Annotated in this window: 17 protein-coding genes; 5 read left to right on the top strand and 12 right to left on the bottom strand. The window is 65.8% G+C overall.

Annotated elements, in window-relative coordinates:
- Positions 1–151 precede the first annotated feature (151 nt).
- From AAFG07_RS41635 to AAFG07_RS41615, 5 genes are all read right to left on the bottom strand, one after another.
- The gene (locus AAFG07_RS41635; protein WP_342725319.1) at positions 152–1198 is read right to left on the bottom strand and encodes an alpha/beta fold hydrolase; all 1047 of its coding nucleotides are present in this window, start codon (positions 1196–1198) and stop codon (positions 152–154) included.
- A 69-nt stretch (positions 1199–1267) separates the two neighbouring features.
- Positions 1268–2074 (bottom strand): crotonase/enoyl-CoA hydratase family protein, encoded by an 807-nt coding sequence (locus AAFG07_RS41630; protein WP_342725318.1) that lies wholly within the window; start codon positions 2072–2074, stop codon positions 1268–1270.
- 47 nt (positions 2075–2121) lie between these two features.
- On the bottom strand, positions 2122–3162 hold the full coding sequence (locus AAFG07_RS41625; protein WP_342725317.1) for an alcohol dehydrogenase catalytic domain-containing protein: 1041 nt from the start codon (positions 3160–3162) through the stop codon (positions 2122–2124).
- 264 nt (positions 3163–3426) lie between these two features.
- A complete protein-coding gene (locus tag AAFG07_RS41620; protein ID WP_342725316.1) occupies positions 3427–4341 on the bottom strand; it encodes a phosphoribosylaminoimidazolesuccinocarboxamide synthase in 915 nt (304 codons plus the stop codon).
- Between the two features lie 98 nt (positions 4342–4439).
- Positions 4440–5357: a pirin family protein gene (locus AAFG07_RS41615; protein WP_342725315.1), complete on the bottom strand. Its 918-nt coding sequence runs from the start codon at positions 5355–5357 to the stop codon at positions 4440–4442.
- A 251-nt stretch (positions 5358–5608) separates the two neighbouring features.
- Between AAFG07_RS41615 and AAFG07_RS41610 the strand changes: the two genes are divergently transcribed.
- The 4 genes from AAFG07_RS41610 (at position 5609) to AAFG07_RS41595 (ending at position 9468) form a co-directional block, all read left to right on the top strand.
- Positions 5609–6184, top strand: a complete 576-nt coding sequence (locus tag AAFG07_RS41610) for a GNAT family N-acetyltransferase (protein ID WP_342725314.1) — start codon at positions 5609–5611, stop codon at positions 6182–6184.
- Between the two features lie 63 nt (positions 6185–6247).
- A complete protein-coding gene (locus AAFG07_RS41605) occupies positions 6248–7300 on the top strand; it encodes a helix-turn-helix domain-containing protein (RefSeq protein ID WP_342725313.1) in 1053 nt (350 codons plus the stop codon).
- Between the two features lie 322 nt (positions 7301–7622).
- Positions 7623–9050 (top strand): serine hydrolase, encoded by a 1428-nt coding sequence (locus AAFG07_RS41600; protein WP_342725312.1) that lies wholly within the window; start codon positions 7623–7625, stop codon positions 9048–9050.
- 127 nt (positions 9051–9177) lie between these two features.
- Positions 9178–9468, top strand: a complete 291-nt coding sequence (locus AAFG07_RS41595; RefSeq protein ID WP_342729398.1) for a DUF1330 domain-containing protein — start codon at positions 9178–9180, stop codon at positions 9466–9468.
- Positions 9469–9947: 479 nt separating this feature from the next.
- On the opposite strand, the gene AAFG07_RS41590 is transcribed toward AAFG07_RS41595, so the two are convergent.
- Positions 9948–11318 carry an MmgE/PrpD family protein gene (locus AAFG07_RS41590; protein ID WP_342725311.1) on the bottom strand — a complete coding sequence of 457 codons (1371 nt, stop codon included), beginning with the start codon at positions 11316–11318 and terminating at the stop codon, positions 9948–9950.
- 147 nt (positions 11319–11465) lie between these two features.
- Here AAFG07_RS41590 and AAFG07_RS41585 point away from each other — a divergent pair, with 147 nt between their 5' ends.
- Complete coding sequence (locus AAFG07_RS41585; RefSeq protein ID WP_342725310.1) at positions 11466–12605, top strand: FUSC family protein; 1140 nt, start codon at positions 11466–11468, stop codon at positions 12603–12605.
- A 7-nt stretch (positions 12606–12612) separates the two neighbouring features.
- On the opposite strand, the gene AAFG07_RS41580 is transcribed toward AAFG07_RS41585, so the two are convergent.
- From AAFG07_RS41580 to AAFG07_RS41555, 6 genes are all read right to left on the bottom strand, one after another.
- Positions 12613–13269: a DsbA family protein gene (locus tag AAFG07_RS41580; RefSeq protein ID WP_342725309.1), complete on the bottom strand. Its 657-nt coding sequence runs from the start codon at positions 13267–13269 to the stop codon at positions 12613–12615.
- A gap of 49 nt (positions 13270–13318) precedes the next feature.
- Positions 13319–14737, bottom strand: a complete 1419-nt coding sequence (locus AAFG07_RS41575) for an MATE family efflux transporter (RefSeq protein WP_342725308.1) — start codon at positions 14735–14737, stop codon at positions 13319–13321.
- A gap of 150 nt (positions 14738–14887) precedes the next feature.
- Positions 14888–16180 (bottom strand): UDP-N-acetylglucosamine 1-carboxyvinyltransferase, encoded by a 1293-nt coding sequence (gene murA, locus AAFG07_RS41570; RefSeq protein WP_342725307.1) that lies wholly within the window; start codon positions 16178–16180, stop codon positions 14888–14890.
- Between the two features lie 225 nt (positions 16181–16405).
- Complete coding sequence (gene gyrB / locus AAFG07_RS41565; protein ID WP_342725306.1) at positions 16406–18841, bottom strand: DNA topoisomerase (ATP-hydrolyzing) subunit B; 2436 nt, start codon at positions 18839–18841, stop codon at positions 16406–16408.
- 229 nt (positions 18842–19070) lie between these two features.
- Positions 19071–20207: a DNA replication/repair protein RecF gene (recF, locus tag AAFG07_RS41560; RefSeq protein ID WP_342725305.1), complete on the bottom strand. Its 1137-nt coding sequence runs from the start codon at positions 20205–20207 to the stop codon at positions 19071–19073.
- 47 nt (positions 20208–20254) lie between these two features.
- A complete protein-coding gene (locus AAFG07_RS41555) occupies positions 20255–20542 on the bottom strand; it encodes a GIY-YIG nuclease family protein (protein ID WP_212057902.1) in 288 nt (95 codons plus the stop codon).
- Between the last annotated feature and the right edge of the window lie 3 nt (positions 20543–20545).

The following is a 20545-nucleotide window of genomic DNA, read 5'->3' as shown; positions in this document are numbered from 1 at the left end:
TTTCGCCGTCAGTCGTAGACGGGCCCGGTGCAGGACGACAACAGGATTCTTGTGACAGCCTATTCTCAACGCGCGCAGTTTCGTCCCTCCCGGTTGCGGGGAGCGGCGGGTGCGGGTTCCCGGATCGGATGGATCGATGCGGTCCGATTGTCTAGCCGAGGCTGTCCATGAACGCGCGCAACCGCGGCGCCCATTTGTGCGCGTCGCGGCCCGATGCCGAATGGCCATAGTCGCTGTCGAGCAGGAAATAATCCGCGTCGACGCCGGCGGCCTTCAGGGCCGGCATCACCTGCGGCGCAAGCTCCGGCGGGAACAGCTTGTCGGTCCGCGACAGGACATAGAGCACCTTGGCCTTGATCCGTCCGAACTGCGCCGTGACGTCGAAGCCGCGCAGCGCCTTGGCCAGAGTCAGCAGCGAATTGGCGTCGAACCCCCTGGCCCATTCCGCCGCCTCGGCGCGGATCGCGGCCTCGATGTCAGCGGGATCGGCCATCGTGTCGCGCAGCCGCGTCTCGATGCCGTAGCTCTTCAGCGTCGCGGTGCGGATCTGGATCATGCTTTCGAGCACGCCGCCGTGATCGTAATAGTCGCCGCCGTTCCAGTTCGGATCCTGCGACAGCGCCGCCATCAGCCGCGCAACATTGCCCTCGGCGCGCTCGCGCGGCACCAGCGGCGCGGTGACGACGGCAGCGATGCCGCGCATGGCATCGGGATGGTTCACCGCCCATTGCAGCGCCTGGAAGCCGCCATAGGACGGACCGACGATCGCAACGAGCTTGTCGATGCCGAGTTCATCGAGCATCGCGCGCTGGGTGGCGACGATGTCGCTGACGGTGATATCAGGGAAGCGCGGCCCGTAACGCCGGCCGGTCCGCGGGTCGATGCTTGCCGCGTTGGTCGAGCCGTAGGACGAGCCCAGCATGTTCGGGCAGATCGCGAAGTAGCGGTTGGTGTCGACAGCCTTGCCGGGGCCGACGATCTCGTTCCAGCTGCCTTCGCCGGTCGATCCGTCGGGATCGATCATCTGCGGCCCGCTGGTGTTGCCGTGGGTGATCAGCACGACATTGTCGCGCTTGGGCGCCAGCGTGCCGACGGTGCGGTAGGCGATGGTCACTTCGCCGAGCACGCTGCCGTTCTCCAGGCGGAAATCGGACGTGGTGAATGTCTTCAGCTCGGTTGCGATCGATTGTGCGGGCATCGTTTGCTTTCGGAATGGGCGACAGCTCAGCACGTCGGCAGCAGGAACGCAAAGGCTGGCGCTGTGGGACTAACCATTCCCGCCCTCATTGCCGAATGCGCCGTGGCGGCCGATACCCGAGGCGAAGCGCGCCGCGCCGGATAGCGTTTCGCCCGATGCGATCACCTCGAGCCCGCCGCGCATCTCGTTCCGGATCGCCTCTTCCTCGTCGAGGTCCCACTGCCGCAATGCCGACAGGCGGTCGGCGCGCATGCAGTTCTGCGGGAATTTCGCGATGTCCTTGGCGAGCGCGATGGCGTGCGCGCGCGTCTCGCCCTTCGGCACCAAGCGGTTTGCGAGCCCCATGCGAAGCGCCTCGGGCCCTGCGACCGGGCGTCCGGTGAGGATCAGATCGATCGCCTGCGAATGGCCGATCAGCCGCGGCAGGCGGATGGTGCCGAGGTCGATCAGCGGCACGCCGAAGCGACGGCAGAATACGCCGAACGTGGCGTCCTCGGCGACGACGCGCATGTCGGCCCACAGCGCAAGCTCCATGCCGCCGGCGACCGCAAAGCCCTCGATCGCGGCGATCACCGGCTTCGACAGCCGCAGCCGGCTTGGCCCCATCGGCGCGATGGTATTGTGGCCGCCGACCTCGCGCTTCTTCTCGGGATCGCCTGCTGCCACCGCCTTGAGGTCGGCGCCGGCGCAGAAATATCCGCCGGTGCCGGTGAACACCGCGACCGATGCGCTCGCGTCGGCGTCGAAGGCCAGAAACGCGTCATACAGTTTCCGCGCGGTGGCGCCGTCGACGGCATTGCGGTTGTGCGGGCGGTTGATCGAGATGATGGTGATGGGACCGTCGCGCTCGACGAGCACGGTATCGGCATCGGACATGGGTGGCTCCCTGGGTTTGTTAGTTGGAGCCAACCTAATAGTCCCGGTCAGGCAATGCCATCACGAACGAAGGCGACGCGGATGGTCGGGTCCCCGATCGCCTCATGCGCATCCTCGAAACGGACGCGGCGGGTGATGACATGCTCCGGGTGGTAATGTCCTGCCGCCACATGCGCGACGCAGTCGGGCAGCTCGGCGCGAACATTGACGCGGCTGACCTTCAACGTGATCCCGACGCCATACATATGCCGCAGCGGCACCGGCGTGGTCTCGGCGAAGTCGCCATACATGCGCTGGCAGATGCCGTTCGGTTCCGTCGCGCGGAATGCGAGCAGCGTGCTGGCGTCGGTCGCGGCCGCATCGATCACGATCGGGAACAGGCCGGGCGGCTCCATCGACAGGCCGCTAGGGGCTTCGATGATGTCGGCACCGAGCGACTTCGCCTTGGCGAGGCGCGGCGCGTAGTCGTCGAGATAGACGACGCGGCCCGCACCGCGCGCCACCGCCGCCTGCACCGCGAATAGCGCGAGCGACTGCGCGAAGCCGCCGATCACGAGCACGTCGGCACCGGGCCGTTGCGCGAGCCAGCGCGCCACCGCGCTGAACCCGTCGGTCGCGCCGTCGGCCAGTCCTGCGGTTTGCGACAAGGCATGGCCGTTCGGCTGGCGAACCAGCATGTGATCGGCAAACGGCACACGGATCAGGTCGGACAGGCCGCCGCCATATTCCACGCCGCAGACCGGCTTCAAGCCGTAGGAGGAGCGAAACGGCACTGCCGCGCAGGCATTGGTGTGGCCGCGCCGGCAGCGATCGCAGGCCCCGCAACTGATCTGGAACGGTACGATGACGAGATCGCCGGGCGCGAAATGCCTCACCGCGCCGCCGATGTCGACGATGCGGCCCGCGGTCTCATGTCCTAGCGCAAATGGGCCCGCGAGGCCGGATCGGCCGTGAACGATCGCAAGATCGAGATCGCAGCGCGTCACCGCGAGCGGCTGCACCAGCGCGTCGCGGTCATCCTGGAGCCTCGGCGGGGGAACGTCCCACCATTCGACCTTGTTGTCGCCGATATAAGTCAATTGCCGCATCGTGAGCTCTCCGTTTAGCCGGAGAGTGCAGCGTGTCGGATGTGCCGACAAAAGGTTTGTCTTCAACAGGGGTGAATGGGATTCACCTGGCCTAACGTGATCGCACGATCAGTCGATGCAGGCGCAGCGCCCCTCTCCCGTCATCCTGAGGTGCGAGCGCAGCGAGCCTCGAAGGATGCACGGCCACCAGCCGGGCCGTCGACCCTTCGAGACGGCCGCGTTGCGGCCTCCTCAGGGTGACGGTGATACACAATGACTGTGCGGTCAGACCTTCAGCTCAGTCCCCGTCACGCGGCGGTACGCCTCGAGGTACCGCTTGCTGGTCGCATCCACCACGCTCGCCGGCAGCGGCGGGGGCGGGGCGTCGCCGTTCCAGCGGCCGGCGTGGCGCTCGACGTCGAGATAGTCGCGCAGCGGCTGCTTGTCGAAGCTCGGCTGCGGCTGGCCGGGCTTGTAGGCATCGACGGCCCAGAACCGCGACGAATCCGGCGTCATCACCTCGTCGATCAGGATGATGCGGCCGTCTTTGTCGCGGCCGAATTCGAACTTGGTGTCGGCGATGATGATGCCGCGGGCGCGGCTGGTCTGTTCGCCGTATGCGTAGACATCGCGCGCCATCTTCTCGAGCGTCGCGGCAACGTCGGCGCCCAGGATCTCGCGCACCCGCTTAACCGTGATGTTCACGTCATGGCCGGCCTCGGCCTTGGTCGCCGGGCTGAAGATCGCGGGCTCGAGCTTCTGGCTTTCGACCAGGCCCGCCGCCAGCTTCTCCCCGGCGAGCGTGCCCTCGGCGGCGTATTCCTTCCAGGCCGAGCCGGAAATGTAACCGCGGATCACGCACTCGATCGGGAACACAGTGGTGCGCTTGCACAGCATCGCGCGCCCGAGGATGTCGGCGTGATGGTTCTTGAGTTCAGGCGCCGCGCGGATGATCTCGTCGGCATCGGCGCTGATCATGTGATGCGGCACGGTGCCTTCGAGCTGCCGGAACCACCAGGCGCTGATCTGGGTTAGCACCGCGCCCTTCATCGGAATGGTCTCCGCCATCACCACGTCGAATGCCGAGATGCGGTCGGTGGTGAGCAGCAGCACGCGGTCGTCGCCGACGGCGTAGATATCGCGCACCTTGCCGCGGCCGATCCGGGGCAGGGGCAAATCGCTGGAGAGCATCGCGGTCATGGCGGGGTCTTTCCGGGCTCGTTTCTCAAAGACGCGGTGTTCAAAGACGTGCGCCCGCACGAGGCGTGCGGGCGCCAAAGACTAACACAGGAAATAGCTCACTCCGGCAGCGGAATGAACTCGTGTTCGTGCGGAACCTGTACGAAACGCCCGGTTTTCCAGTCCTGCTTGGCCTGCTCGATCCGCTCCTTGGATGACGAGACGAAATTCCACCAGATGTGGCGCGGCCCTTCCAGGGCATCGCCGCCCAAAAACATCATGCGGGTCGGTCGCAGCGTCTTCACAGTGATGCGGTCGCCGGGCCGGAAGATCAGCAGCCGCGGTCCCTCGTGGCGGTCGCCCGCGATCTCGACCTCGCCGTCGACGAGATAGATCGCGCGCTCCTCGTGATCGGGGTCGAGCGGCACCGAGGTGCCGGCCTGCGCGGTCACTTCGGTGTAGAACCACGGCGAGACCATGCTGACCGGCGAGCTGATGCCGAACGCCGAGCCGGCGATGACGCGCGCGGTGAAGTCGCGCTCCGAGATCATCGGCAGATCGCCCGCGCCGTAATGCTGGAACGACGGCGCGATCTCCTCCTTAGCCTCCGGCAGTGCGATCCAGCTTTGCAGACCGAGCATCTTCTGGCCGTCGCGGCGCTGCACGTCGGGGGTGCGCTCGGAATGCGCAATGCCGCGCCCCGCGGTCATCAAGTTCATCGCGCCGGGCTGGATTTCCTGGATGTTGCCCTCGCTGTCGCGGTGCATGATGCTGCCGTCGAACAGATAGGTGACGGTAGCGAGCCCGATATGCGGATGCGGCCGCACATCCATGCCCTTGCCGGCGAGGTATTGCACCGGGCCGAAATGGTCGAAGAAGATGAAGGGCCCGACCATCTGCCGCTTGCCATGCGGCAGCGCGCGGCGCACCGCGAAGCCGTCACCGAGATCGCGGGTGCGCGGCACGATGATCAGATCCAGCGCGTCGCAGGTCTTGGGATCGCCGAGTTCGGGATCGGTCGAGGGCTGCCAGCTCATGTCGGACTCCTTGCAGTTTTGCCGGATCATACTCTTTTGCCGCGATCATACTCTATCCGTCGTCCCGGCCAAGCGCAGGGCGAGCCGGGACCCATAACCACAAATGTCTATTGTTGCGCTCGCTGGGGCCACGGCTTGCTTCAACAACGCAACCCTGTGGTTATGGGTCCCTGCTTTCGCAGGGACGACGAAAGTGTGGCTCTGGCGTGCGTTCGACAACAGCAGCATAATTCCGGAAACTGGAGCGTGTGATGGTTTCTCTGATCAAGCCGGGCGCAAAGCTGTTGCAGGTCGACGGGCCCGTGATCGAGACGTCGCGTCTCATCCTGCGGCCGTGGCGCGCGTCCGACATCGCGGACAACACGAAGATGCTGTCCGATCCCGAGACGGCGCGCTTCATCACGCCGGATCATCAGCCGGTCACCTCGGAGCTGAAGGGCTGGCGCAATGCGGCGGTCATCTCCGGCCATTGGGCGCTGCACGGCTTTGGCATGTTCGCGGTCGAGGAGAGGTCTTCCGCTCGCTACATCGGCCGCGTCGGGCCGTATTATCCGCCGGAATGGCCGGACTTCGAGGTCGGCTGGGGCATCGCCAGGGAGTATCGCGGCAAGGGCTATGCGGTGGAGGCGGCACGCGCCGCGATCGACTTTGTGTTCGCGAACTTCACCATCGACCGCATCATCCATTGCATTGATCCCGCCAATTTCGCCTCGCAGGCCGTGGCGCGGCGGCTGGGTGCTGTCAATGAGGGCCCGGGCAAGCTCGAGGGCGATGTCATCGATATCTGGGTCACGCAGCGCAGCCGCTGGTCGCGCGATGGTTCTTGAAAAAGACGGCGTGACGGTCGATCTTCGAGTCGTTGCCGTTTCGAGCCCGAAGCAAACCGACCGATGACCTTTGCCGCGACCGAACTGTGCCTGCGCGCCGCCACCGTGACGCTGCTGCTGGTGCTTGCGGCCTCGATGTTCGCGGATTTCCGCACGGTGCTGGCCGGGCGCCTTGCGGTCGCCTTCGCGCTCGGCTCGGCGGCGCATGCGGTGGCCGCGTCGATGGGTGCCGGCCCGCCGGTCTCGGACTGGCATGCGCCACTGATCGCGCTCTCGACCGGCGACATCGTGGTGTTCTGGCTGTTCACGCGCGCGCTGTTCGATGACGCGTTTCAACTGCGCTGGTGGCACGGCCTGATCTGGGCCGCGGTCGTGGCCTACAGCTTCGTCAATTGCATGTGGATTGCGCCCGGTGGTCACGCGCAGATCGCGATCATCATGGTCAATTCGCTCACGCTCGTCTTCGTTGCGCTCGCGGTGGCGCAAACCATCGGATCGTGGTCGGCAGATCTGGTCGAGCGCCGCCGCCGTGTCCGCGTCTTCATCGTCGCCGCATCTGCGCTGTACGGCGGCATGAACGCGCTGCTTCAGATCGCCTATGCCGGCAGCCGCGTGACTGTGGAATGGGCCAATTTGCTGAACGCGGCCGTGCTCACCGCCGTCGTGGCCGCAATCACCTGGGCGATGATGCGCGTCGACGGCGCCGACCTGTTCACGGTGCCGGCGGAGGCCGTCGTGCTGACGAAGCCGGCCGCGGTCGAGGAGGCGGCGGACCAGAGACTGGTCGATGCCCTGATGCGGCTGATGGCGGATGAGCGCATCTATCGCCACGACAACGTCACCATCGGCACGCTGGCAACCCGGCTGAAGATCCCCGAATATCGTCTCCGGCGGCTGATCAACCAGCGGCTCGGCTACCGCAATTTCAACGTCTTCCTCAACAACCACCGGATCGAGGAGGCCAAGGCCGCGCTCGCTGATCCCTCGCAGTCCGCAGTTCCCGTCATCACCATCGCGATGGACGCCGGCTTCCAGTCGCTCGGCCCCTTCAACCGCGCCTTCAAGGCGACGACCGGCGTGACGCCGACGGAGTATCGGAAGCTGAAAGCGGTGTAATTGGTGCCGCATGCGCCGCTGTACCCTCTCCCCTTGTGGGAGAGGGTGGCTTCAATGCGGAAGCATTGAAGCCGGGTGAGGGGTCTCGCTCCGCGGAGGCAGACCCCTCATCCGTCGCGGACTGCGTCCGCGCCACCTTCTCCCACAAGGGGAGAAGGGAAGAGCTGCCTCGGTCGTAGGCCATTGTAATCACAGCGCATTTTTAGATTCGGCGAGCGGCCCCGAGTTCTCGGCCAGCCCGATTCCAAATCCGGCGAGCGCTTGCGCGTCCGCTCCGGCCTGATCCCGGCCACGCGCCCCATGCGCCATGCCGGAGGATCCCGTGACCCGTCGAAAGCTCGCCTTCATTCTCATTGCCACCACCGCCTGCGGTGCGCTGGCGCTGTCCGCCGCCCGGGCCCGCGATGTGCCCAAGGTCGCGACCGGTTTTGTTGCGAATGTCGTCTGCTCGGAGACCTTCGTCAGCGGTCTCGACCCCAGGCGAAACCTGACCGAAACCACGGATGCGATGCCGGGGGCCGGCCTGATCACCTGGGCGATGGACACCGAGGTCGATCTTGATCGCAAGGATGTCACGGTGACGCTGTTCGGGCTTGGCCGCAGCCACGCCGTCTATCGCGAGGGGTTCGGCTGCACGCTCGACCACGGCGCGGTGCTCGCCGATGGCCCGCTGCCGCCCTCGAGGCCGCAAGCCGCATCGCTGCCCGAGATCGCAGGCCCTGCGCTCGTCGCACCACAAAGCCCGCAGCTTGGGGCCGCGCTCGACCGCGCCTTTGCCGAGCCGGCGGAGCCGCCGTTCCGTCACACCCGCGCTGTCGTCGTGATGAAGGATGGCCGCATCGTCGCCGAGCGTTACGCCGACGGCATCGGCATCGAGACGCCGCTACTCGGCTTCTCCGCGACCAAATCGGTGATCTCGGCCCTGATCGGCGTTCTGGTGCGTGACGGCAAGCTTGCGGTCGACCGGCCGGTGCCGATCGCCGCCTGGCAGGATCCGAAGGATCCGCGCCACGCGATCACGGTCGATCAACTGCTGCGCCACACCGCAGGCCTCGCGCTCGGTAGCTCGCTGCAGGCTTCGCTTGCCTCCGCGCTCGAGCCAGTCAACCGGATGAAGTTCATGGAGCCGGACATGGCCGCGTACGCCGAGAGCATTCCGCTCGAGACCGCGCCGGGTGAGGCGTGGAATTATCACGACGGCAATTTCATCATCCTCTCGCATCTGATCCGCAACGCGGCCGGCGGCCACGCCGCCGACGTGATGCGGTTTGCGCGCCGCGAATTGTTCGATCCGCTCGGTATGTACAACGTGGTCATGCAGTTCGATGTTGCCGGCACGCCTGAAGGATCGGGCGCGATGATGGCGAGCGCACGCGACTGGGCGCGTCTCGGCCAGCTCTACCTCAATGACGGGATGGCCGGCGACAAGCGCATCCTGCCCGAAGGCTGGGTCAAGTACTCCGCATCGCCGACGCCGAACGCCTGGGTCGGCATCGGCGCGGGCTTCTGGACCAATCTCGGCGAGAGCTTTGGCGCCAACTTCCGTGTCAAGCACGGCTGGCCGCGCGACGCCTTCTTCGCCAAGGGCACGATCGGGCAATATGTCGTGATCGTGCCGTCACAGCACCTCGTCATCGTGCGGCTCGGCCGCTCGCCGAACATGCCGCTCGAGGCGGACGGCGTGTTCGATCTGGTCCGTGATGTCGTCACGGCGACGTCGACGGGCGCGCGGCTCGCGGGCGGCAATTGACTGGCACGTCACACACCGCCCGCGCGATCGTGAATTGAATCTTGGCCTCCGGAATTTTCTGATGCCGTGGCGCATCTCGCAGGAGATGCGCCACAGTTCTTTAAGATCGCCTCAGCCGGAGACCATCATGCCGAAAGCCTACTGGATCGTGCACGTCACGGTGCACGATGAAGCCCGTTATCCCGAATACCTCGTCGCCGCGATGCCGGTCTTCGCCAGATACGGCGCCAATTTCATCGTGCGCAACGGCTCCTATGAGGTGATGGAAGGCGCGACGCGCCAGCGCAATTTCGTCATCGAGTTCAGGGATCGCGCCACCGCGATGGAATGCTACACCTGCCCCGACTATCAGGCCGCGAAAGCAATCCGGCAGAAATACTCGGACGGGGATTTTGTGATCATTGATGGAGCGGAGTAAGTCTCCGTCATTCCGCGGCATGCGAAGCATGAGCCCGGAATCCATTTTGCCACGCGTGATGCGGCCTGATGGATTCCGGGCTCTCGCTTCGCGAGCCCCGGAATGACAGTGAGGTGAGCAAGCAAAAGTTCGGACGAATCATGTCCTGAAAATGCGAAGCTGCGCCGTCAAATACAGCTGTCATCGCCCGGCTCGACCGGGCGATCCAGTACGCCGCGGCCTCTCGGTTCAAGCGCCGCTGTCTCTGGAATACTGGATCACCCGCTTTCGCGGGTGATGACACCGCGCTGCTTGAGATCTTGAATTGCGCCTCGTCGTCCTGGCGAAAGCCAGGACCCATTACCCCGAATGCGCATTGTTGCGCGAGGCTGGGGCCGTAGCTCACTCCCACAACGCAACCCTGTGGTTATGGGTCCCTGCTTTCGCAGGGACGACAGCGGCGGGTGTAGTGCGCAGCCTGCGCTCGACCACGGCCGCCCCTACTGCCGCCCCAGCTGCGTCGCCTTCTCCACGCGATCGAACCGCTCCAGCGTCAGGATCGCGTCCGCGAGCTGGTCGGCGCGCTTGTCGAGCACCGGGCGGGCCAGCGTCAGGAACTTCTGTTGCATCGCCTGTGCATCGGGGAACGAGGTCGGCTCGCCGGAGGGATCGGCATAGAGGCGCTCATGGGTGCCGTCATCGGTGGTGATCGAGACGCGGGCGCCGAACGGATGGGTGCGGCCGACCTCGAGGCGGTCGTCCTGCACCACGTCGAACTTGTCGGCGAGCGCGTCGATCGCCGCATCACCCAGCCGGTCGTAATCGTCCCAGCCGAAATGGCCCTGGTCGAGCGCGATCGCGCCGGTGAAGAACATCGAGAACTGGCCGCCGACCACCGAGGTCGGGTGACGCTTGGTAGCGGCATCGCCGGTCAGCGTGATGCCGTTGCGGTGCAGGCCGATCTCGACCTTCCTGATCTGGTCCGGCGTCAGATTGTGCTCGCGCCGCATCGCGATCAGCGCGTCGATCGCGGCATGGGTGTAGCGGCAGCTCGGATACGGCTTCACGCCGATCTTCAGGGTCTCATAAGTATGGCCCAAGCCCGCGACCGCCTTGTCCGGATGCGCGTCATCGGTATAGCCGACCAAAAGGCCATGCTTGCCCTCGACCGATTCGCTCGAACCGATGAAGTCGTTGCGCGCCAGGGTCGCGGCGATCACGCCGTTCATCGCAGCGGCGCCGACCTGGTAGCGCTTGTTCCAGGCGCCGTTGACCAGGAACTGCAGCGAGCCCGCGGCCTGGCTACCGGAGACGCCGAAGGCGGAGACGATCTGTTCCTTCGACAGCCCGAACAGTTTTGCCGCCGCAGCAGCAGCGCCATAGGTGCCGGCCGTCGCGGTCGGGTGGAAACCCTTGGCATAATGCGAGGTGGGGTCGAGCGCGTTGCCGAGCCGGCAGCACACTTCATAACCGGCAACGATCGCGGTCAGCACGTCGCGGCCGGAGGCGCCGACCATCTCGCCGATCGCGAACGCAGCAGGCACCACGGGTGCGCTCGGATGCAGCGAGGAATCGGCATGGGTGTCGTCGAAGTCGAGCGAATGGCCGAGCGCGCCGTTGAGCAGCGCCGCCACCGCCGGCGTCCAGGTCTTGGTGTCGCCGAACACCGTGGCCTCGCCCTTGCCGTCCAGCGCCAGCGCCTCCAGCATCTTCATCAGCGAGGGGGTCGATTCCGCATCGCGGCGGGCGCGGATGGTGCTGCCCAGGAAATCCAGCGTCAAAACCTTGGCACGCTCCAGCACCTCCGGCGGAATGTCGGAATATTTCAGGTCGGCGACATAGGCGGCGAGCGTTGCGGTTTCGTGGGCCATCGTGTTTCCTCAATTTTGCGGCGCAGGGTAGGCGGGCGGGTTTGGCCTTTCAAGCCACCTTGCCGCCGCGGGCAGCAGCCATGCTTCCGGTCGCTGGACGTCAAGTCGTGTAACACGGGCCTTTCCATTGATTGCGGATCAGGGTGCATGAGGACCTTCGCAAAACGCATGTTCGACCAGCTCTGGACACGCAGGACGCAGCTGGCGCTGGCGGTCCGGATCGCATCCGCCGGCGTGGCCGCCTATACCATCGCGCTCGCACTGCACCTCATGCTGCCGCTGTGGGCGGTGCTGACCTCGCTGATCGTGACCCAGATGAGCGTCGGCCGCTCGCTGAAGGCGACCCGCGACTACATGCTCGGCACCATCGGCGGCGCCATCTATGGCGGCGCGATCGCGGTGCTGATCCCGCATTCCGGCGAGGGCAGCCTGCTGGCGCTGCTGGTGCTGGCGATCGTGCCGCTGGCGTTCATCGCCGCGCTCAATCCGAGCCTGAACTCGGCGACGGTGACGGCGGTGATCGTGCTGCTGCTGCCGACGATGCATCATTCCAATCCGCTGGACTCAGCGATCGACCGCGTCCTCGAGGTCACGGTCGGTGCGCTGACTGGCCTTGTGATCTCGTTCCTGGTGCTGCCGTCGCGCGCGGTCAGCCAGATCAGGGTCAATGCGTCGAAGCTGCTGGAACTGCTCTCGGCGGCGTTCGCCGAATTGCTCGCCGGTCTGACGCGCGGGCTCGACAACGACGCACTGCACCGGATCCAGGATGGCATCGGTACCGCGGTGACCAATTTGCACGCGACCGGCCTCGAGGCCGAGCGTGAACGCACCATGCATCTGTCATCCGGGCCGGACACCGGTCCGCTGCTGCGGACCATCCAGCGGCTGCGGCACGACGTCGTGATGATCGGGCGCGCCTGTGTCGTGCCGCTGCCGGCCGATATCCAGGCCAGGCTGGCGCGGCCATTGGCCGACGTCAGCAATGCCATCGTGACTTATATGGTGGCGGTCGCGACAGCCCTGCGCGCCGGCAGCGGCCCGGCCGACATGGCGCCGGTCGATGCCGCGCTGCATGCCTATAGCGAGGAGGTTGCCGCGGTGCGCAGCGAGGGCCTGACCCGGGGCCTTCCGGTCGATGCCATGGAGCGGTTCTTCGCGCTCGGATTTTCGCTCGACCAGATGCGGCAGAATCTGAGCGACCTCAAGCGCTGCCACGGCAATTGGTGCACCAACGAAGATGCTTCCGAAAAGATCGTTGCCGAAACTTCGGAGAAGAGCGCGGCATGACCCGTGGCTATGTCGTGCGGCGCGTCAGGCCCTTGCCCTCCATGCGCCAGATCAGGAGGTCGATACGGTCCTGACCGAAGAACGGCTCGTTCTCGAAAACGAAGGTCGGCACGCCCCAATGGCCTGAGGCCGCATGCGCCTCCTCGTTGCCCTTGATGACCGCCTCATAGCGATCGGGATCGGCAGCGATTGCCGCATCCATCGCCGCAAGATCGAAGCCTGCGGCAGCAGCCGCTCGCGCCAGATGATCGCCCTCGTTCCAGCCCTTCACCGAGCCGTCCCACAGCACGCGGCCGATGGCGGAGGTGAAGGCAAGCGACCGTCCCTCGAGCTGCGCGGCAGCGCCGAGCCGGGTCAGGCGGTGGATGTAGGGCTGATGTGCGGCGACGTCGAGCGTCGTCATGTCCTGCACGATCGGGTCCGGGCGCGGAAAGCGGAACGGGATGTTCTCGTGCTTGGCGACGCGGCTGGAATCGAGCACGACATAGCGGGCGAATTGCGGATTGGTCTTCTTGAAGAAGCCGGGCACGCGGACCGCGAGCGGATAGACCGGTCGCAAATTCACCGCGACATCGTAGTCTGCGACCATCTTCAGCGTCTTCGGCAACGCCAGATAGCTGTACGGACTGCGGAACGAGAAGAACAGGTCGACCGACAAGGTCATGCGCTAGGCTCCGTTCGGTGTGACCTCGTCAACCTTCATGCGGCAACCTTCATCCTACCAGTCTGCGTGCCAGCAGGCGGAAACGCAAGATCAGGAGGGTCGCGTAGACCGCAGTCCCGAGCGACAATCCGATCCAGACGCCGGGCGCCTGGAGCCCGACCCAGAAGGCGAGCGCGTAGGCGGACGCGAACCCGATCAGCCAGTAGCTGATGGTGGCGAACAGCAGCGGCACCTGGGTATCGTTCATCCCGCGCAGCGCGCCGGCGGTGGTGGTCTGCACGCCGTCGGCGATGAAGAAGGTCGCGCCGATCAGGAGCAGCATCGCGGTGAGCTGCGCGGTGGCGTCGGAGGCTTCGCCGAGGAACAGGGCTGCGATCTCGAAGCGCGCCAGGATCACCGCGAGCGTCATGACGCTCATGAACACACCGGCGAGCGCGACCGCGACAAAGCCGGCCCGCTGCACCGCATCGGTGTCGCGGCGGCCGACAGCCTGGCCGACCCGCACGGTGGCGGCCATGCTGACGCCGAACGGCACCATGAACAGGATCGCCGCGATCTGCAGCGCGATCTGGTGCGCCGCCAGCGCCGTGGTGCTGATCAGCCCCATCAGCAGGCCGGCCGCGCCGAACAGGCCGTATTCCAGGAGGAACGCGATCGCGATCGGTGCGCCGACGGCGACAAGCTTGCCCATCAACGGCCAGTCGATGCGCCAGACGCGGCTGAACACATGGTACTTGCGGAACGGGCGGCGCCGCGCCGCGAACCACGCGCCGGCGAGGAAGGTCCCGAGATTGACGATCGTGGTCGCAAGTCCAGCGCCGAACATACCGAGCTCGGGCATGCCCCATTTGCCGTAGAGCAGGAGGCAGACCATCAGCGCATTGGCCGGGATCGCCGCGAGTGTGATCCACAGCACCGGCTCCGGCCGGTTCACCGCGCTCATGAAGCCGCGGAGCGCGATGAACCACAGCGCCGGCAGGATGCCCCAGGCGAGACCGAACAGATATTGCTGCGCCAGATGCGCGGTGGCCTGGGTCTGGCCGAGCGTGAGCAGGATGCGCTCGCCATGGAACGGCAGCGCCATCAGCGGCAGCACCATGAAGAACCCGGCCCACAGGCCGACGCGGAGCGCGCGCCGCATCACGCGCGGGTTGCGGGCACCGAACGCCTGCGCGGCCAGCGGCGAGACCGCCGACATCATGCCCATGCCGATGGTGAAGCTTACGAAATACACGGTATGCGCCAGCGCCGCCGCGGCGACGTTCTCGCTGCCGAGCCGACCGATGAAGGCGAGATCGGTCGTCATCATCGCGATCTGCCCGAGCTGCGTCAGCGCAAGCGGCACCGCGAGCTTCAGCGTTTCGGCGAGCTCGGCCGTGAGCAGCTTGCGGGGGACGGCAAACGCCGCCCCGGAGGGGACGACGGCCGCGCGCGACGCGGCCGGGTCGATCTTGTCGATGCAGGTCATGACGGCACGCTTAGCACGGCAAACCGGCCGGAAGGATGGCCAAACTGCCCAAACGCGACGATCTCACGCAGAGATCATCGCCTCCCAAATTGTCGTTTGAGCATGGTCCGACCGGAAGAGCGCTTCACGTTTTTCCGGATCATGCCCGGATCACGATCGCGCTGGTATCCGCTTGATCTTGGCGCCGAGCGCGTTGAGCCGTTCGTCGATCCGCTCATAGCCGCGCTCGATCTGGTCGGCATTGTTGATGGTGGAGGTGCCGTTGGCGCACACCGCGGCCAGCAACATCGCCATACCGGCGCGGATGTCGGGCGAGTTCATCGGCGCGCCGCGCAGCCGGCTCGGACCGGCCACGATCGCGCGGTGCGGGTCGCACAGCACGATCCGGCCACCCATCGCGATCAAATTGTCGACGAAGAACATCCGCGACTCGAACATCTTCTCGTGCATCAGGATGACGCCGTCGCACTGCGTCGCGGTGACGATCGCGATCGACATCAGGTCCGCCGGGAAGGCGGGCCAGGGCTGGTCCTCGAGCTTCGGCACATGGCCGCCGAAATCGTCCTGGATCTTCATGGTCTGGTTCGACGGCACGACGAGGTCGTCGCCCTCGACGCCGCAGACGATGCCAAGCCGTTCAAAGCCCATCCGGATCGAGCGCAAATGCTCGACGCCGGCGCGCGCGATGCGCAGCGGCGAGCGGGTCACCGCGGCAAGGCCGATCAGCGATCCGACCTCGATATGGTCGGGCTGGATCGCGTAGCTCGTGCCGCCGAGCGGCGCCTGGCCATGCACGGTAATGGTGTTGGTACCGATACCTTCGATCTTCGCGCCAAGCGCGACCAGGAAATTGGCGAGGTCCTGCACATGCGGCTCGGAGGCCGCGTTGCGCAGATAGGTGGTGCCGCGGGCGGCGACGGCGGCGACCAGCGCGTTCTCCGTCGCGGTAACGCTGGGCTCGTCGAGGAACACATCGGCGCCCTTCAGGCGCGCGGCGCGGAATTCCAGCCGGTGCGTTGCGGTGACCGTGGCACCGAGCTGCTCGAAGGCCAAAAAGTGCGTGTCGAGGCGGCGGCGGCCGATCACGTCGCCGCCGGGCGGCGGCAACGCGACCTCGCCGCAGCGGGCGAGCAGCGGACCTGCCAGCAGGATCGAGGCGCGGATCCGCGCGCACAGAGCCGGATCGAGATCGGCGGCGCGGATCTCCCTGGCATGGATCTGCAGCGTGTTGCGCTCGGTCCATTCGGCGCTGGCGCCGACCGAGCGGCACAGCTCGACCAGCGTTTCGGTGTCGCGAATGCGCGGCACGTTGGTCAGCGTGACCGGATGCTCGGTGAGCAGGGCAGCTGCGATGATCGGCAGCGCGGAGTTCTTGTTGCCCGACGGCTCGATGGTGCCCGAAAGGCGGCGGCCGCCTTCGACGATGTATTGGATCGGCGGCACGCGGAATGTCCCCTAACGCATCATCCAGACTTGGATTCGAATTTACCCACGCGAAATTCCGTAACGGAATCAATGGCTGTCCGGCACCGTAACACAACTCCCGGCGCAGCTTCCACACGAAAGGTAGCCGCGCAACGGTGCGGCGCGCGCGGTCACGGACACGTCATCTTGGCCGAGCCGTCGCGTCGGAAAGCGCATGTCCGCCTGGCCGCCGGGAGCAGGTCCCTAGATGTCGATGTTGGCGCTGAGCGAGTTTTCCTGGATGAAGTCGCGGCGCGGTTCGACCACGTCGCCCATCAGCTTGGTGAAGATATCGTCGGCCTCGTCGACCTCCTTGATCTTCACCTGGAGCAGCGAGCGCGCCTCAGTGTCCAGCGTGGTCTCCCACAGCTGCTCCGGGTTCATCTCGCCGAGACCTTTGTAGCGCTGCAGCGAGACGCCCTTGCGGGCGGCATCGGTCACGGCCTCGAACAGGTCGATCGGGCCGTGAATGGTCTGCTCGGCATCCTTGCGCCGGAGCTTGCCCGCCCGCACGTAGATCTCCTGCAGCCTGGTCGCATACTCGTCGAGCTTGCGTGCATCGGCCGAGCCGAGAAACGCGTCGTCGATCACGGCCACTTCCTTGACGCCGCGCACGGTGCGCTCGAACTGGAAGCCTTGGCCTTCAGTGAACGTGCCGATCCAGCCGCGCTCCACTTCGTCGGCAACCGCGTCCAGCCGCTTGGCGATGTAATCAGCCGCGGAGTTGGCGGTCGCGATATCGCTGGTGATTCTCGGGGTCAGCACGCCGGCGATCGCGGCCTGCTCGATCACCGCGCGATTGTAGCGGCTGTGCAGGTTGCGCAGCACGGAGCGGATCGTCCGGGCGTCTTCGACCAGCGACAGCAGGTCACGGCCCGAGCGGTCTTCGCCGGAAGCCGGCTTGAAGACGCATTCGTCGAGCCCGGTCGAGATCAGGTAATCCTCGAGCGCGCGCTCGTCCTTCAGATACTGCTCGGACTTGCCGCGCGAGACCTTATAGAGCGGCGGCTGGGCGATATAGAGAAAGCCGCCATCGATGATCGAGCGCATCTGGCGGTAGAAGAACGTCAGCAGCAGCGTCCGGATATGGGCGCCGTCGACGTCGGCGTCGGTCATTACGATGATCTTGTGATAGCGCAGCTTCTCGACCGAGAAATCGTCGCTGATGCCGGTGCCGAGCGCGGTGATCAGCGTGCCGATCTGCTCCGACGACAGCATCTTGTCGGGGCGCACGCGCTCGACATTGAGGATCTTGCCGCGCAGCGGCAGCACCGCCTGGAATTCGCGGTTGCGGCCCTGCTTGGCGCTGCCGCCTGCCGAGTCGCCCTCGACGATGAACAGTTCGGACTTCGCCGGATCCTTCTCCTGGCAGTCGGCGAGCTTGCCGGGCAGCGAGGAGACGCTGAGCGGATTCTTGCGGGTCAGCTCGCGCGCCTTGCGCGCAGCCTCGCGGGCTGCGGCGGCCTGGATCACCTTGCCGACGATTTCCTTGGCTTCCTTCGGATTCTCCTCGAACCAGGCCGCCAGTGCCTCGTTCAGGACGTTCTCGACCACCGGTCGAACCTCCGAGGACACCAGCTTGTCCTTGGTCTGCGACGAGAATTTCGGATCGGGCACCTTCACCGACAGCACCGCGGTGAGGCCTTCGCGGCAATCGTCGCCGGTCAGCGCGATCTTTTCCTTCTTCGCATTGGCCTCGGCATAGCCGTTGACCTGGCGCGTCAGCGCGCCGCGGAAGCCGGCCAGATGGGTGCCGCCGTCGCGCTGCGGGATGTTGTTGGTGAAGCACAGCACGTTCTCGTGGTAGCTGTCGTTCCACCACAGCGCGGCTTCGACGCCGATGCCGTTGGCTTCCGCGCGCACCATGATCGGCGCCGGCACGATCGCCTTCTTGTTGCGGTCGAGATATTTGACGAATTCCTCGACGCCGCCGGAATAGTGCATCTCCTCGCGCTTCTCGACCGCGTGGCGCATGTCGGACAGCACGATGTGGACGCCGGAATTGAGGAAGGCGAGCTCGCGCAGCCGGTGCTCGAGCGTCGCGAAATCATATTCGATGTTCTTGAAGGTCTCGGGCGAGGCGAGGAAGGTGACCTCGGTGCCGCGTTTGCCCGGGGCATCGCCGACCACCTTGAGGGGCGCCACGGCATCGCCGTGCGCGAATTCGATGTAGTGCTCCTTGTCGTCGCGCCAGATTCGCAAGCCCAGCTTGCTGGACAGCGCGTTGACGACGGAGACGCCGACGCCGTGCAGACCGCCGGAGACCTTGTAGGAGTTCTGGTCGAACTTTCCGCCGGCGTGCAGCTGGGTCATGATGACCTCGGCCGCCGAGACGCCTTCGCCCTTGTGGATGCCGACCGGAATGCCGCGGCCGTCGTCGTACACGGTGACGGAATTGTCGGCGTTGAGGGTAACCAGGACGCGGCTTGCATGGCCCGCCAGCGCCTCGTCGATCGCGTTGTCGACGACCTCGTAGACCATGTGGTGCAGGCCGGAACCGTCGTCGGTGTCGCCGATATACATGCCGGGCCGCTTGCGGACGGCGTCGAGGCCCTTCAGCACCCGGATCGATTCCGCACCATATTCGGCCGGAATGGGATGCTCAGATTCGGCAGGGGTCTGCCGGGCAGGTTCAGTCATGTGAGGCCTTCGAGGATGTCCCGAATCAGCTGCACAAAATGAGGCGCTGATTCCGCTATTTGTGCCATGAAAGAGCAGTTGCGCCTAGCGCAAAGTCTCTGTCTACAAACTATTGAATAAATAGGATTTTTTCGGCCTGTTTCAAGGCTCTCAAAGGCCGATTCCGGAGGCTCTGAAAAGCCCGATTCGAAGGCAGATTCGAACCCCTTTTGGAGCCGATTCCGCGCGCCTAGCCGCGCCGTGTGGCGCGGCCGGATTCGACGTCGAAAATCTCTCCCGTCGGGCCGATATCGACGAAGGCAGCAGGGTCGGCGCCGGTCATCCAGACCTGTGCGCCGAGCTTGGCGAGCTCCTCGAACAGCGCCTTGCGCCTATTGGGATCGAGATGGGCGACGACCTCGTCGAGCAGCAGCAGCGGCACGATGCCGGTCATCTCCGCGACCATCGTGGCATGCGCCAGCACCAGCCCGATCAACAGCGCCTTCTGCTCGCCGGTCGAGGCGTCGCGCGCCGGCATGCCCTTCGGCGCGTAAATCACCTGCAGATCGGTCAGATGCGGTCCGTCGAGCGTGCGCCCGGCGGCGGCGTCGCGCGGACGGCTGGCGCGCAGGATCTCGCGGTAGCGGTCCTCCACCGCGGTCGCAGGCTCCTGCAGCAGCGCGTTCTCCATCCAGCCGTCGAGCATGATTTCGGCGGACGGGAAGGCCGAGGCGGCCCCGCGCTCGTGCAGCATCGCGGCGAGCTTGGCGGCGGTCTGGCCGCGTGATGCGGCGACCGCGACCGCAAGCTCCGCGGTCTCGCGCTCGATCGCATCACACCAATGGTCGTCGTAGTTGCGCACCTCGAGCAGCCGGTTGCGCGAGCGCAGCGAGCGCTCCAGCGCCGAGACCCGGCTGGAGTGCTCGGAATCGATCGCCAGCACCAGGCGGTCGAAGAAGCGCCGCCGCTCGGACGCTGCGCCCATGAACAGGCCGTCCATCGCTGGCGTCAGCCACACCATACGCAAATGATCGCCGAACGCGGTCGCGGACCCCACCGGTTCGCGATCGATGCGGCAGCGCCGGTTGTTGCTCGCCTCGCCTGCCGGGGGATCGATGCCGGTGCCGAGCGTGGCGAGGCCGAGCGCGCCCTCGACTTCGGCCGAGACCGCCCAGGAGCCGTCGCCCTGATTGTCGGCGATGTCCTCCAAGGTCGCGCGACGCAGTCCGCGGCCCGGCGACAGGAACGAGACCGCCTCCACGCAATTGGTCTTGCCGGCGCCGTTGGGCCCGACCAGCACCACCATGTCGCCCGCGACCTGCAGCGTCGCCGCCCGGTAATTGCGGAAATGCGTCAGCGACAGGCGATGAATGCGGGACGGGGTCATGTCTACTCTGTCATTGCCGGGCTTGACCCGGCAATCCATCGTCCGCGTTAGCGGACAATTTCATCATATAGGTCGCGCCAGTCGGGATTGCCGGCGACGATCAAATCAATCTTCCACTCGCGAGACCAGTGCTTGATGTTCTTCTCGCGCTGAAGCGCGGCAGCGATTGTCTCATGCGCCTCGAAGTAGACGAGCGTCTTGATGCCGTACTTCTTGGTAAAGCCCTCGGCCAGACCTTCGCGATGTTCGTAGACGCGCCGGACCAGATTATTGGTCACGCCGACGTAGAGAGTTCCACCGGGCTTGCTCGCGAGGATGTATACCCAGTAGGTCATTTG

Source organism: Bradyrhizobium sp. B097, from assembly GCF_038957035.1.
Taxonomy (GTDB): Bacteria; Pseudomonadota; Alphaproteobacteria; order Rhizobiales; family Xanthobacteraceae; genus Bradyrhizobium.
Note: the sequence above shows the minus strand (reverse complement) of the source record. Positions and strands in the feature narration are given on the sequence as shown.

Coding starts and splice junctions, on each gene's coding strand:
- AAFG07_RS41635 (WP_342725319.1), bottom strand. CDS start 1,198: ATGCCCGCACAATCGATCGCAACCGAGCTGAAGACATTCACCACGTCC.
- AAFG07_RS41630 (WP_342725318.1), bottom strand. CDS start 2,074: ATGTCCGATGCCGATACCGTGCTCGTCGAGCGCGACGGTCCCATCACC.
- AAFG07_RS41625 (WP_342725317.1), bottom strand. CDS start 3,162: ATGCGGCAATTGACTTATATCGGCGACAACAAGGTCGAATGGTGGGAC.
- AAFG07_RS41620 (WP_342725316.1), bottom strand. CDS start 4,341: ATGACCGCGATGCTCTCCAGCGATTTGCCCCTGCCCCGGATCGGCCGC.
- AAFG07_RS41615 (WP_342725315.1), bottom strand. CDS start 5,357: ATGAGCTGGCAGCCCTCGACCGATCCCGAACTCGGCGATCCCAAGACC.
- AAFG07_RS41610 (WP_342725314.1), top strand. CDS start 5,609: ATGGTTTCTCTGATCAAGCCGGGCGCAAAGCTGTTGCAGGTCGACGGG.
- AAFG07_RS41605 (WP_342725313.1), top strand. CDS start 6,248: ATGACCTTTGCCGCGACCGAACTGTGCCTGCGCGCCGCCACCGTGACG.
- AAFG07_RS41595 (WP_342729398.1), top strand. CDS start 9,178: ATGCCGAAAGCCTACTGGATCGTGCACGTCACGGTGCACGATGAAGCC.
- AAFG07_RS41590 (WP_342725311.1), bottom strand. CDS start 11,318: ATGGCCCACGAAACCGCAACGCTCGCCGCCTATGTCGCCGACCTGAAA.
- AAFG07_RS41585 (WP_342725310.1), top strand. CDS start 11,466: ATGAGGACCTTCGCAAAACGCATGTTCGACCAGCTCTGGACACGCAGG.
- AAFG07_RS41580 (WP_342725309.1), bottom strand. CDS start 13,269: ATGACCTTGTCGGTCGACCTGTTCTTCTCGTTCCGCAGTCCGTACAGC.
- AAFG07_RS41575 (WP_342725308.1), bottom strand. CDS start 14,737: ATGACCTGCATCGACAAGATCGACCCGGCCGCGTCGCGCGCGGCCGTC.
- gyrB (WP_342725306.1), bottom strand. CDS start 18,841: ATGACTGAACCTGCCCGGCAGACCCCTGCCGAATCTGAGCATCCCATT.
- recF (WP_342725305.1), bottom strand. CDS start 20,207: ATGACCCCGTCCCGCATTCATCGCCTGTCGCTGACGCATTTCCGCAAT.
- AAFG07_RS41555 (WP_212057902.1), bottom strand. CDS start 20,542: ATGACCTACTGGGTATACATCCTCGCGAGCAAGCCCGGTGGAACTCTC.